The organism is Bisbaumannia pacifica (genome assembly GCF_007989625.1).
Classification (GTDB): Bacteria; Pseudomonadota; Gammaproteobacteria; order Pseudomonadales; family Halomonadaceae; genus Bisbaumannia; species Bisbaumannia pacifica.
The window spans coordinates 1-11,925 of record NZ_BJUK01000069.1; the positions used below are offsets into that span (position 1 = coordinate 1).

Annotated in this window: 11 protein-coding genes; 8 read left to right on the top strand and 3 right to left on the bottom strand. The window is 65.7% G+C overall.

Translation table 11 applies throughout. The features are described from left to right. Window positions 1-214: 214 nt before the first annotated feature. Window positions 215-1,228 (bottom strand): CNNM domain-containing protein, encoded by a 1,014-nt coding sequence (locus HPA02_RS17110; RefSeq protein ID WP_146804415.1) that lies wholly within the window; start codon window positions 1,226-1,228, stop codon window positions 215-217. 166 nt (window positions 1,229-1,394) lie between these two features. Between HPA02_RS17110 and HPA02_RS17115 the strand changes: the two genes are divergently transcribed. Both HPA02_RS17115 and HPA02_RS17120 read left to right on the top strand, forming a co-directional pair. After that, window positions 1,395-1,859 carry a phosphatidylglycerophosphatase A family protein gene (locus HPA02_RS17115; protein ID WP_146804416.1) on the top strand — a complete coding sequence of 155 codons (465 nt, stop codon included), beginning with the start codon at window positions 1,395-1,397 and terminating at the stop codon, window positions 1,857-1,859. 388 nt (window positions 1,860-2,247) lie between these two features. Then, complete coding sequence (locus HPA02_RS17120; RefSeq protein WP_222594013.1) at window positions 2,248-3,750, top strand: SLC13 family permease; 1,503 nt, start codon at window positions 2,248-2,250, stop codon at window positions 3,748-3,750. A 161-nt stretch (window positions 3,751-3,911) separates the two neighbouring features. On the opposite strand, the gene HPA02_RS17125 is transcribed toward HPA02_RS17120, so the two are convergent. Continuing rightward, the gene (locus HPA02_RS17125; protein ID WP_307725140.1) at window positions 3,912-4,427 is read right to left on the bottom strand and encodes a cytochrome b; all 516 of its coding nucleotides are present in this window, start codon (window positions 4,425-4,427) and stop codon (window positions 3,912-3,914) included. 179 nt (window positions 4,428-4,606) lie between these two features. Between HPA02_RS17125 and HPA02_RS17130 the strand changes: the two genes are divergently transcribed. The 4 genes from HPA02_RS17130 (at window position 4,607) to HPA02_RS17145 (ending at window position 8,435) form a co-directional block, all read left to right on the top strand. After that, complete coding sequence (locus HPA02_RS17130) at window positions 4,607-5,215, top strand: LemA family protein (protein WP_146804418.1); 609 nt, start codon at window positions 4,607-4,609, stop codon at window positions 5,213-5,215. Further along, on the top strand, window positions 5,216-6,220 hold the full coding sequence (locus tag HPA02_RS17135; protein ID WP_146804419.1) for a TPM domain-containing protein: 1,005 nt from the start codon (window positions 5,216-5,218) through the stop codon (window positions 6,218-6,220). A 157-nt stretch (window positions 6,221-6,377) separates the two neighbouring features. Continuing rightward, the gene (locus HPA02_RS17140; RefSeq protein WP_244945957.1) at window positions 6,378-7,109 is read left to right on the top strand and encodes an anti-virulence regulator CigR family protein; all 732 of its coding nucleotides are present in this window, start codon (window positions 6,378-6,380) and stop codon (window positions 7,107-7,109) included. 138 nt (window positions 7,110-7,247) lie between these two features. Next, on the top strand, window positions 7,248-8,435 hold the full coding sequence (locus HPA02_RS17145) for a pilus assembly PilX family protein (protein ID WP_186810017.1): 1,188 nt from the start codon (window positions 7,248-7,250) through the stop codon (window positions 8,433-8,435). A gap of 62 nt (window positions 8,436-8,497) precedes the next feature. Here HPA02_RS17145 and HPA02_RS17150 read toward each other — a convergent pair whose 3' ends face one another. Continuing rightward, a complete protein-coding gene (locus HPA02_RS17150) occupies window positions 8,498-9,883 on the bottom strand; it encodes a uracil-xanthine permease family protein (RefSeq protein ID WP_146804421.1) in 1,386 nt (461 codons plus the stop codon). A gap of 315 nt (window positions 9,884-10,198) precedes the next feature. On the opposite strand from HPA02_RS17150, the gene HPA02_RS17155 reads away from it, so the two are divergent. Next, window positions 10,199-10,378: a hypothetical protein gene (locus HPA02_RS17155; protein ID WP_146804422.1), complete on the top strand. Its 180-nt coding sequence runs from the start codon at window positions 10,199-10,201 to the stop codon at window positions 10,376-10,378. A gap of 277 nt (window positions 10,379-10,655) precedes the next feature. Next, window positions 10,656-11,909: a 2-aminoadipate transaminase gene (locus HPA02_RS17160; protein WP_146804423.1), complete on the top strand. Its 1,254-nt coding sequence runs from the start codon at window positions 10,656-10,658 to the stop codon at window positions 11,907-11,909. Window positions 11,910-11,925: the final 16 nt, after the last annotated feature.

An 11,925-nucleotide genomic window follows, 5' to 3' on the forward strand; every position in this document is an offset into this window, starting at 1 on the left:
GGCTTGTCTGGCCTTCGCTCGCTGACTTTTCAGACAAAGCCTAGGTAAGTGACCAGCTTCGGCGGCCCCCGCGTGGAAGTAAAGGCCCGGCGTTAATCGAGCGAGCCGCTTCACACCGAGCCCTTATTCGTCACCATCGCCGAGGCGTCGGACTCCCACTCCTACTGGAGCCCGTGGTCACACTGTGGCCTACCTAGCGGCAAGCCCATTCGCCTTAGGCCTTTCTTAGCCCCTTGGTCCAGCGCTGCTTGGCGTATTTGCGCAGGTTGGCGACGTTATCCGTCTCGTCGACGATATCCTGGCCGAGGATGGTCTCGATCACGTCTTCCAGGGTCATCAGGCCCACCCAGGTGCCCAGGTCGTCGTAGATCACGGTAAGGTGCTGGCGGTCGCGCACCATCATGGTGAAGACCTGCTCGACGCTGTCGTCGACCATCACCGTCTTGACCGGGTGCATCAGCGACTTCAGCGGTGCCTCCTCGGCGGCGTGGTAGGTGTCGGCCTTGTGGATATAGCCCAGCGCCTGCTCGCCGCCGTCCATCACCGGGAAGCGGGTAAAGGGCGAGCGACCCAGGGTCTCGTCGAACTCGGCGACGCTCATCTGCGGCGGCACGATGATCGACACGGTGCGTGGCGTCATCACCTCCTTCACGTGGATATCGTGGAGGTTGAGGATATTGGTGATGACCCGCGCCTCGTCGGCGTCCAGGGCCTCTTCTTCCAGGCCGATCTGTGCCAAGGCCTTGATCTCGCCGCGCATATCGGTGTCCTGGGCATCCTTGCCGATGCGCCGGGTGATCCGCTCCGACAGCCAGATAAAGGGCTTCATGCTCCAGATCATGGCGAACAGGGTCAGCGCCATGGGCGAGGCGAGCTGGCGCCAGTAGGTGGCGCCGATCGTCTTGGGGATGATCTCGGAGAGAAACAGGATCAACAGGGTCATCAGCGCCGAGGCGATGCCCAGCCAGGCCTCGCCGAAGACCACCACGACCTGGGCGCCGACGCCGGTGGCCCCCACGGTATGGGCGATGGTATTGAGGGTGAGGATGGCCGCCAGAGGCTGGTCGATGTTCTGCTTAAGGCGCACCAGGCGAGCATGCAACCTCGGTCGGTCGTCGCGTAGCTGGGCGATATAGCTGGGTGTCATGGAGAGCAGCGAGGCCTCGAGCAGGGAGCAGACGAAGGACACGCCGATGGAGAGGGTGGCAAACAGAGCCAGGAGGATCATGGGGCCTCGTGTGGGTGGCTAAGGAAGTGCCGCCGAGGCGGCGAGTCGATGATTACCGATCCACGCCGGGCTCGCAAGAGTCATCGCATTGACAGGCGCCTCGGCCGACACGAAGATCGGCCTCTTTCCGGTTTCTCCTTTCCTGGGCGTTATCGAACGAGGCGATATGATCGAGACTACGGTTGTGCTGCTGGCCACCGGCCTCGGGCTGGGCTGGCTGCCCTGGGCGCCGGGGACCTTCGGGTCGCTGATCGGCCTGCCGTTGGCCTGGTGGCTGATGGGCCTCTCGCCGCGGCGGCGGGTCGTCACGCTGGCGATACTGCTGACCTTTGCCGTGCCGCTCTGTCACTGGGCGTCGCGGTGGTTGGGGGGCGGAGATCTCTCGCAGATCGTCGCCGACGAGTACCTGGCGTTTCCTGTCGTCGTGCTCGGGCTCGCCGCGGTGCGCCGCCCCTGGGTCCTGGGGGCGGCCTTCGTCCTCTATCGACTGTTCGATATCGCCAAGCTGCCGCCCATCGGCCAGCTCGAGGCCATCGGTGGCGGCCTGGGCATCGTCCTGGACGATCTCGTGGCCGCCCTCTATGCCTGGGCCCTGCTCGCCATCGGCATCGCCCTGTGGCGGCGACGCTGATCGCCACCGCTACCCCCGTATCCTGGCCTATGCCGATACGCGGCACGACAGTGGCATGCGTTTATCGTGTTGACGCGCTATGCCACCACCACGGTATGGCGGCTCCATCTGGTTTCTTGGTGGTGGCGTGGGCGGATAATCCATTGGTCGTATGCGAATCCCGGGTGAGAAGGCGGCATGTGCTGGGCGGGTGGCATCGCCGCCTGGAGGTGGGTGGCATGGAATGGGTGTCGGTAATTTAAGCTGTTGTTTATAAAGAGTGGTTTGCTTCCATGAGAGGGGTGGTGCTCCGCAGCCCGGGTATGTCTCATGACGAAAAAGGTATTGGCCGCTGACTCGCCGGACCGTAACACTCGCCTGCACGGTAATAATTATGCAGGTAACGATCATGACGCAGACCACAGGGACAGCCGCGCCGGCCACCTACACGGAAGTCACCGCCTTCAAGCCAATCTCTCTCGCACTGGGCCTTCTCGTCGGCCTCGGCACCTACTTTCTGTTGCCCGAGTCGTTGGCTATCGAGGCACGCATCGTGGCCGCCATCGCCATGCTGATGGCCACCTGGTGGATGACCGAGGCGATCCCCATTCCGGCCACCTCGTTGTTGCCGCTGGTGCTGTTTCCCTTCTTCGACATCGCCTCGGTCGGGGCGTCGGCGTCGCCTTACGCGCACAGCATCGTCTTCCTGGTGCTAGGCGGGGTGCTGCTGGGCCTGGCGACCCAGCGCTGGAACTTGCATCGCCGCTTCGCCCTGATGACGGTGCTGACGGTGGGGACGAGGCCGGCACAGATCGTCTTCGGGCTGATGTTCGCCAGCTGGTTTATCACCATGTGGGTCAGCAATACCGCGACCGCGGTCATCATGGTGCCGATCGGCGGCTCGATCATCGCGCTGGTCAAGTCACTGGGCAACGGGGAAGACACCCCTAAGTTCTCGGCCGCCGTGCTGCTGGGGATCGCCTACGCCATCACCATCGGCTCCATGGCCACCCTGATCGGTCAGCCGCCCATGGCGCTGATGCGAGCCTACATGGAGAACACCCATGGCCTGAGCATCGGCTTCGGTCACTGGATGCTGATGGGGGTACCGTTCTCCTTCACCATGCTGATGCTGGCCTGGGTTGTCCTCAATAAACTGGTGTTCCGCGCCGAAGTGGACGATATCCGCGGTGGGCGTGAGCTGATCGAGTCCGAACTCAAGGCGATGGGCCGCCTCTCTCCGGAGGAGCGTCGGGTGCTGATGGTCTTCGCCGGGGCCGTGTTCTTCTGGGTATGCGTGCCGCTGATTGCCAGGATTCCTGCCGTGCAGGCCGCATTACCGTGGCTGTCGAATATCAACGACACCAGCATCGCGATCCTCGCGGCGATTTTGATGTTCGTGATTCCGGCCTCCAAGGGGCAGGGCGCCTTGCTGGAGTGGTCGGCCACTCGGGATGTCCCCTGGGGCGTGCTGATCCTGTTCGGTGGAGGCCTGACGCTCTCCGCCCAGTTCACCGCCACCGGCCTAAGTGCCTGGATCGGCGAGAGCGTCTCCGGGCTGGCCGGCCTGCCGCCGATCCTGGTGCTGGCGATCACCGCCATCGTCATCATCCTGCTGACCGAACTGACCAGTAATACTGCCACGGCCGCGGCATTCTTCCCGATCATGGGGGCCATCGCCGTGGGCCTGGGCATCGAGCCCTTCCTGATGACCATCGTGGTCACCTTTGCCGTGAGCTGCGCCTTCATGTTGCCGGTGGCTACGCCGTCCAATGCGGTGGCCTTCGCCACGGGGGATCTACCGATCCAGAACATGATCCGCGCCGGCATCTGGCTCAACCTGATCGGCCTGCTGGTGATCATCGTGGCGCTCTACACTATCGTGCCCCTGGTCTTCGATGTTGCCTTCTGAGCCCCCGCTTTATCGAGGTCCAGGTCATGAGGCCTAGGGCCTCCCTCGCCTTCTCTAACCACAACGGGCCTCTCGTCATGCGAGAGGCCCGTTGTTGTCGCTACGTTATGCCGGCCCGTGTTGAGCCGCTCTTGCTGAGCTGCTCTTGATAGATAGGGCGCTCAGGTCATGCGCCGCAACACAGGCTCGCCGCCGCGGCGGCCATGCAGCAGGGCCATGGCGATATGCCCGACCAGCAGTACCAGCAGGGCCCAGCCCAGGAGACCGTGGAGGGCGCCGCCGAGGGTCGTCATCCACTCGATCTCGCCATCGAATCCCGGCATCAGCGGCACGCCGAAGGGGGCGAAGGCGCGGCCGGAGCCGAATTGACGCAGCAGGGCGAGGGCGGGAATCGCCAGCATCAGCGCGTAGAGGGCCAGGTGGCCGAGCCGGGCGGCGCCATTGAGGGCGTTAGGTCGGCGCGGGCCCTCACAGAGCGCCCAGGCCAGGCGCAGCAGGCCCAGCAGTAACAGCAGGGCGCCCAACGGCTTGTGGGAAGCCCAGAGAAACTCGTCCAGCGGGGAGTCGGGCAGCAGCACCCGGGCGCCCACCGAGGCGAATTGCCAGGCGAAGAGGGCGGCCATGGCCCAGTGCAGGGTACGGCTGAGTCGTCCATAACGGGCGTGAGACATTTCCATATCGGCGTTCCTGTGGTGGGAGAAAGCGCACCTACCTTAGCAACCGACGATGGAGAAATGATGAAAACTGGCCGGGGCGTTGATGCCGTGCGTCTATCGCGGGTGAACGGTGGCATTCGGGCTACGCTGGGTAAGGCAAGGGACATATATGCAGAGGGGACACCAAGGGAGGACGAGCCATGATGGCGGGGAGAGCGCGCGGACATGTCGATGGCAGCGCCATTCGGCTCCTGATCATCGTCTTGCTGGGGGTGGCGGCCATCGCCGTGCCCTGGCTGACCCATAACCAGTTGGTGGAGCGTCGCGAGGCGGTGGCCGCCGCCTGGGCCGATGTGGAGAGCAACCTACAGCGGCGCGCCGAGCTGGTGCCCAACCTGGTGCGCAGCCTGCAGGCGCATATGGACTACGAGGGCGAGACCTTGACGCAACTGGTGCGCGAGCGGGCCCAGGGGCTGCGCGAGGCGCTGAACGAGGCCCGCGGTGACCCGGCGCGCCTCGCCAGGTTGGAGGCGGCCTTGACCCACGACCTGGGGCGCCTGATGAGCCGGGCCGGTGAGCATCCCGAGCTGCGTTCGGGGGACCAGTTCCTGCGCTTCCAGGCACAGCTCGAGGGTAGCGATAACCGCATCAATGTGGCGCGGATGCGTTACAACGCCGCGGTGCGCGACTACAACGCCAGCCTGGAGGGGTTCTTCGGGCGCTGGGTGGCGGATGCCATGGGGCTCCTGCCCGGCGATTATTTCGAGGCGCCGGCCGGCGCCCACGAGCCTCTGGTCGTGGAGTTCTAGATGCGTCGGCGCGGCGTTATCCCGCTGGCCATCCTGTCAGCCGTCCTGTTGCTCGGTCTGACGGTCCTGGGCTGGCAGCGACGGGCCGTCGAGCCGGCCCTGGTGGAGGATCGTGTCGGCTTGCTCAGCGACGCGGCCCGCCGGCGCCTGGTCGAGACGAATCGATTGCTGCGCCAGGATCACGCCATCGATTACCGGGTGGTGATCGACCACGACCTGGGCGACCTGGATCGCCATGCCGCGACCGAGTTCCGCCGCTTGGGGCTGGGGGGCGAGTCGGGGCGCGGCCTGCTGCTGGTGCTCGATGTGGCCGCCAACGAGGTGCGCTTGGAGGTGGGGCATGGCCTGGAAGGGATCTTCGTCGATGCCTTTATCGCCTACCTGGAGGCGCGCCAGATGACCGAGTTCTTCGCCGTGGGGCGCGTGGCCGACGGTATCCTGGCCACCACCGAGCTGCTGGTCGCCCAGGTGCAAGGGGCCGACCCGTTGCGCGAGGCGATCGGCCTGGCGGGTAGTGGCGGGGCGGGGGCGCGCCTTCCGGCCAGGCTGGGGGAGGGGGCGCGGCGTTATGGAAGTACCCCCCTGGCCGGTGAGGTGGACGATACGCCCGAGGCGGTGCTGGCGGCGTATCGACAGGCCATGGCGGGGCGCAACGACAATCCGACCCTGGCGATCTATAGCCGCGAGACCCAGGCCATGCTGGCCAACTGGGTGGTGACCCCGGCGCAGATGGACGCCATGGCGCGAAGCCTGGCGGACTGCCCGGTAGCACTGCGCCGCAGCGAGGGCGTGCGGGCGGTACTGAGGCCCCCGACGGGTCGCGGCGCCTGTCCGCCCTATTTCTTCGTGCGAGAGCAGGGGCGCTGGCGGTTGGACCTGGTGGCCATGCAGGCGGCGATCCGCTTCGGGCGCAACAATCGCTGGCGCCTGGAGACCACCGAGCTGGGGGCTTACGCCTTCGCCTTCGATGATCTCGCCCTGGATGCCAATGGCTATCCCCGTTAGGGCTGTCGGCACTCGGCGACAGTCGATGGCAAGAGTGTGACCCTCACCACCGTCGCCTGGCCAGGCCGCGTCGACTGACCCATAGTCAACCCAGAGGCCTTCGGCCCCACCATCTCTTGTGTGAGTCGCCATCGGTGTGGCGACCCTGGGAGGAGCCATGAAATCCACCATCACCTATTACACCCTGCTGGGATTCGGTGGCCTGCTGCTGGCGGCCGGCTCGGCCTGGGCCCAGCCCGACAACTCTGGTCAGGGGCGCGGCGGCCCGCCGGAATTCGTCCAGGAGCGGGGCGGGCCGCACATGGATGAGCGCCGCCGGGGCAATGATCCGCAGTGGAGTCGCCAGCGTGAGCAGGACCGCAACCGCTGGGAGCGCGGCGACGGCGAGCGGGAGTGGCGCAGCCGCGAAGGGGAGTATCGCGAGCGCCGTCATGGCGGCCATGAAGAGGGCCAGGAGTGGCGCAGCCGCGAGGGGGAGTATCGCGACCGCCGTCATGGCGGCCATGAAGATGGCCACGAGTGGCGTAGTCGCGAGCGCGACCGAGACCGTGAATACTGGCGCCGGGAGTATGGCCGCGAGGCCCCTCGGGAGTGGCGCTATCGCGACGGCCCGCGTATCGAGGAGCGCCTGATTCGCGAGATCTTCCGGGATCACCGAGATCTGTGGCGCCACGATCGAGGCGCGGCCCTGCCGCCGGGGATTCGCATGAACCTGGAGCGGGGCAAGCCCCTGCCTCCCGGCATCGCCCGCCGCTTCGATGACCGCCTCTACCGCCAGTTGCCCCGCTACGACGGCTACGAATGGCGCCGCATCGGCGCGGACGTGGTGCTGGTGGAGGTCGCCACCGATATCGTTTACGAGGTGCTGCGGGATATCTTTATCGACTGATCCCGGCAGGTTCGCGGAAAAATCATCGCGTGGCAGCTTCTTTCCGGGGCTGCCGCTTTCTTGATCTGGGCCATTGGGTGGCCCTCTGCGCCATGCTAGCCTTCGTGACTTTATGTAATGCGATGGTGGGCATTGAGGATGGAAGCGAGGCTTGGAGCGAATCGGCAGCGCGGCGCGGCGCTGATCATCAGCCTGGTATTGCTGAGCGTGGCCCTAATGTTGGGAATCTCCGCCATGCAGTCGTCGTTGCTCGACGAGCGCATGGCGGGGAATCATCGCTTCGCCACTCAGGCACGCATGGCCGCCGAGGCGGCGACCGCGGAACTGGCGGGTTGGCTCGGCGAGCGTCCGTCTCGGCCCTGGAGCGCCTCCCTGGCCGCGCAGCTCGATACCCCTTTGGATGAGTGGCCGGCATGTGGTGGCAATGCGCGCGACGGCGTGCGTCTGGAGGTGGCGGACAACGCCTGGGCCTGGCTGCTGGCCTGCCGCGAGGATGGCGAGCGTATGATGCAGGTGCAGGGCGAGGCCGGCGCCGTGGAGCATGCCGCCCGTTATCCGGGGCGGGTCCCGCTGCGGTTGGCGGGTTACTCGGGGCTGGCGACCGCTACCTTTATCGGGGGGCTGACGCGAGATGCCGATATCCAGTGGCCCACCTCGGAGGCGTCGCGACTCTCTGGTGAGGACCAAGCCGGCCTGCATGACGCTATTCCTGCGGTTCTCGTGGAATATCGCTCCGGCGACGATGAGACCTATAGCGCCTCGGGGCTGCATGCCACCGTGAATAGCGAGGCGAAGGTACTGGAGGGCCGTATCGTGGAGAGCGAGCCCTCGTCGCAGAGCCTGGCGCTGTTGCGGGCCATCCATGACACCTGCTTCGAGGCCGGTGGCCGGCAGGGGCGCGGAAAGGGGCGAGGCAACGGCAACAACCAGGACGGTGGCAGCCAGCTCTGCGATCACCTGCTGATCGTGCCGCCGGGAGGCGAGGACCCCCTGAAGGGGAGCCGGCGCTTCGATGGCCTCTACATCAACCTGAATGGTGAGCTGGATATTCGCGGCAATGCCACCGTGCATGGTGCCGCCATCGTCGCCAATATCACCGTCGACGAGGATGGCGTCTGGCAATCCGCCCCCAATGAGACCATCAAGCTGGCCGGCGGCGGCAATAGCGGCTCGGTATGGTTCGACTCGTTCAATGCCAATGCCGCCATCAATGAGCTCAAGGCGTCGTCTGGTGGTTCCGCCTTCGCCGAACTCTCCCTGGAAAACTTCTTCGGCCAGTCTTCGGGCGAGGGGGCGGGGCTGCGCCTGGATGGGTGGTTGCGATAGGTGCCTAACGACGCGGCCGCCGAGATCTCGGCGGCCGCATTGGCATGGCTGGAGGCCGGGGCTTACTCCTCGTTCAGCTTGGCCTCGATCCGGCGGCGCTCCTCCTCCTCGTCGGCCAGGCTCTGGCGCGGCAGAATCAGGTTGAGGGTAAAGGCCACCAGGGCGGCGATGACGATGGGTGACCCCCCCAGCACCAGGCGCAGGGTCTCGGGGAACTGGCTGATGGCGTCGGGCACCGCATAGACGCCCATGCTCAGCGCCAGGGCCAGGCTGACGATGGTCATGTTGCGGGCCGACATCTCGTCCTTGGTGATCAACTGGATACCGGTCATGGTGATCATGCCGAACACCAGGATGGTGGCCCCGCCCAGCACCGGGTAGGGGATGGTGGTCATCAGGGCACCGAACTTGGGCAGCAGGCCGGCGACCACCATGAAGACGGCGGCGATGGCCAGCACATAGCGGCTGATCACCTTGGTCATGGCCACGATGCCGACGTTCTGGCTATAGGTGGAGGTGGGCAGGGCGCCGAAGAAGGAGCCGATCAGGGTGGTGAAGCCATTGCCCAGCAGGCCGCCGAACAGCTCCTTCTTTTCCAGCTCGCGGTTCATGCCGCCCACGGTGGTCGCCGAGAGGTCGCCGATGGTCTGCACCGAGTTGATCACGCAGATGATCACCATGGAGATAATGGCGGCGGGATAGAACTCGATGCCGAAGGCCAGCGGCCGGGGCACGCTGAGCCAGGGCGCCTCGCGCACGGCATCGAAGTTGACCAGGCCCAGGGCCATGGAGATGGCGTAGCCGGCCAGCAGGCCGCAGATGATCGAGGCCAGCTTGAGGAAGCCGCTGGCGAACTGGGAGACCCCCAGCACCACCAGCAGGGTGACGCCGCCGATGGCCCAGTACTTGATGTCGCCATAGTCGGGGGCGCCGACGCCGCCGGCCAGGTAGTTGATGGCGATATCGTAGAGCGACAGGCCGATCACCAGCACCACGGTGCCCGCCACCACGGGGGGGAAGAGGTGGCGAATGCGCTGGATAAAGAGCCCGGTGACCATCATGGCCACGCCGCCGACCACCTGGGCGCCGAGGATGCCCTCGAGGCCGTACTGGGCGCCGATGGCGGTCAGGGTCGGCACATAGGCGAAGCCCACGCCGAAGATGGTGGGCAGCTTGGCGCCGAGGCGTCCCAGGGCGTAGAGCTGCAGCAGGGTGGCCAGGCCGGAGAAGACCAGGGAGATCTGGATCAGCAGCATCTTCTCTTCGAGGCTGGCGCCCACCGCCCCGACCACGATGATGGGCACGGTGACGGTGCCCATGATCATCGCCAGGATATGCTGCAGCGATAGCGGCAGGGCCTTGGCCAGCGGGGGCTTGCCATAGAAGTCGAAGAAGGAGGTGCTTCTCGGGGTAGTCGAATGCCGTGTCGCTGTCGTCGTGGTTGTCATAGGGATGCCTAACGCTCGCGATTTTTGTATACAGAGTTATTGGCGCCTAGACTAAGCGGACAACAAATCGATTAGCAACACTCGCTGTATACAAAATATGCCCTATCAGTGATTCCACTATTTGCCTGTCTAATAAGGGCCTTTTTCGACCCATTCGAAGACATTATGGCAATTAGACCTTGGTGGGATGCTAGTGGCTTAATGCCTAGGTATACTGCCGCCCGCGTCGTCGCCGGCCCGCAGAGGCCCCCGCTAACAGACGACCGCCGGGAACGAAGGGGATAACACTCAACCGTTTATCCTCGAGAGGCATGCATGACACGACTGACCCTGGTCCTGATCGCCGCCGCGCTGCTGGCGGGCTGTAGCTATACCCCGGCCCGCATTACCCCCGAACCCCTGATCGAGATCGATACCTACGGCGGTGGCCATCACCACCGTAGCCATCGCGGTGGCTTCTGCCCGCCGGGCCTGGCCAGGCAGGGGCGCTGCTAGACGAGTCTCCCCCCTGAATCGCCCCCTGTCGTGAGCCCTCCGCCGCCCGGCCCAGTGTCGGGCGGCGGCGTCGGTAGACAAGAGTGCGTTGAAAAATTGGCACCAAACCATTCCATCGGGTCATGCTGCCTAGCCCGTCGCCGCCAAGCTCGAGGTCAGGAGGCATGGCATTCCTAAAAGGAATCTATAGGCCGCTTTTTTTCGTTTGAAGCCCCGCTCTTTCGTCTGATTTCATGGCCAGCAATCCCCTCTGGCATGAAAAGGCGGCAGGCAGCGCATGGAACTTCCCCATATCAGTCGTTCACTCGGCATCGTTCATCCCCTGTGCATCGAGCGTGGTCGCAACGCCGAGGTCTGGGACGAAAGCGGACGGCGTTATATCGACTTTATCGGTGGTATCGGCGTGCTCAACCTGGGCCACGGCCACCCCGCCGTGGTGGAGGCGGTCAAGGCGCAGGTGGAGACGCTGATGCACTCGGCCTTCAATGCCTTGCCGCACCGGGGCTATCTGGCGGTGGCCGAGGCCCTGGACCGTTTCGTGCCGGTCTCCTATCCGCTCTCCTGCATGCTGACCAACAGCGGCGCCGAGGCCACCGAGAATGCCCTGAAGGTGGCGCGGGGAGCCACCGGTCGCCAGGCGGTGATCGCCTTCGACGATGGCTTCCATGGCCGCACCCTGGCGGCGCTCAACCTCAACGGCAAGGTCAAGCCCTACAAGGTCGGCCTGGGCAGCCTGCCCGGGCCGGTCTATCACCTGCCGTTTCCCAGTCGCGATAGCGAGGTCGGCGCCGAGGCGGCCCTCCAGGCCCTGGCCCGGCTGTTCGAGGTGGAGGTCGCCGCCGAGGAGGTGGCCTGCATCATCGTCGAGCCGGTGCAGGGGGAGGGCGGCTTTCGCCTGCTCTGTCCCGACTTCGCCCGGGCCCTGCGCGAGCTCTGCGATCGCCACGGCATCCTGTTGATCTGTGACGAGATCCAGTCCGGTTTCGGGCGTACCGGCACACCCTTCGCCTTTACCCACCTGGGCATCGAGCCGGACCTCTTGCTGATGGGCAAGAGCATGGCGGCGGGGCTGCCCCTGGCGGCCGTGGCCGGGCGTGCCGAGGTCATGGACAGCCTGCCCAAGGGCGGCCTGGGGGGAACCTATTCGGGTAACGCGGTGGCCTGCGCCGCGGCCCTGGCGGTCATCGACACGATGCAGGAAGCGCGCCTCTCGGCCTGGGCCGAGCGCCAGGAAGCGCAAATCGTCGCGGCCCATCGGCGCTGGCAGGAGAGTGGGCGCTTTCCCATGTTGGGCGCCCTGACCGGGATCGGCGCCATGCGCGGCCTGGTCTTCGAGGACACGGCCACGGCCAGTGGGGCCGAGCACCTGGCGGCCCTGCTCGAGGCCGGACGCGAGGCCGGCGTGCTACTGATGCCCAGCGGTCGCAAGCGCAATGTGTTGCGTCTGCTGCCGCCGCTGACCGCCGAGCCGGCCATCATGGAAGAGGGGCTGGCGCTGATCGAGCGAGCCCTGGAGACCCTGCAGGCATGATCGCGCGGCTGGACGG

Coding starts and splice junctions, on each gene's coding strand:
- HPA02_RS17110 (WP_146804415.1), bottom strand. CDS start 1,228: ATGATCCTCCTGGCTCTGTTTGCCACCCTCTCCATCGGCGTGTCCTTC.
- HPA02_RS17115 (WP_146804416.1), top strand. CDS start 1,395: ATGATCGAGACTACGGTTGTGCTGCTGGCCACCGGCCTCGGGCTGGGC.
- HPA02_RS17120 (WP_222594013.1), top strand. CDS start 2,248: ATGACGCAGACCACAGGGACAGCCGCGCCGGCCACCTACACGGAAGTC.
- HPA02_RS17125 (WP_307725140.1), bottom strand. CDS start 4,427: ATGGAAATGTCTCACGCCCGTTATGGACGACTCAGCCGTACCCTGCAC.
- HPA02_RS17130 (WP_146804418.1), top strand. CDS start 4,607: ATGATGGCGGGGAGAGCGCGCGGACATGTCGATGGCAGCGCCATTCGG.
- HPA02_RS17135 (WP_146804419.1), top strand. CDS start 5,216: ATGCGTCGGCGCGGCGTTATCCCGCTGGCCATCCTGTCAGCCGTCCTG.
- HPA02_RS17140 (WP_244945957.1), top strand. CDS start 6,378: ATGAAATCCACCATCACCTATTACACCCTGCTGGGATTCGGTGGCCTG.
- HPA02_RS17145 (WP_186810017.1), top strand. CDS start 7,248: ATGGAAGCGAGGCTTGGAGCGAATCGGCAGCGCGGCGCGGCGCTGATC.
- HPA02_RS17150 (WP_146804421.1), bottom strand. CDS start 9,883: ATGACAACCACGACGACAGCGACACGGCATTCGACTACCCCGAGAAGC.
- HPA02_RS17155 (WP_146804422.1), top strand. CDS start 10,199: ATGACACGACTGACCCTGGTCCTGATCGCCGCCGCGCTGCTGGCGGGC.
- HPA02_RS17160 (WP_146804423.1), top strand. CDS start 10,656: ATGGAACTTCCCCATATCAGTCGTTCACTCGGCATCGTTCATCCCCTG.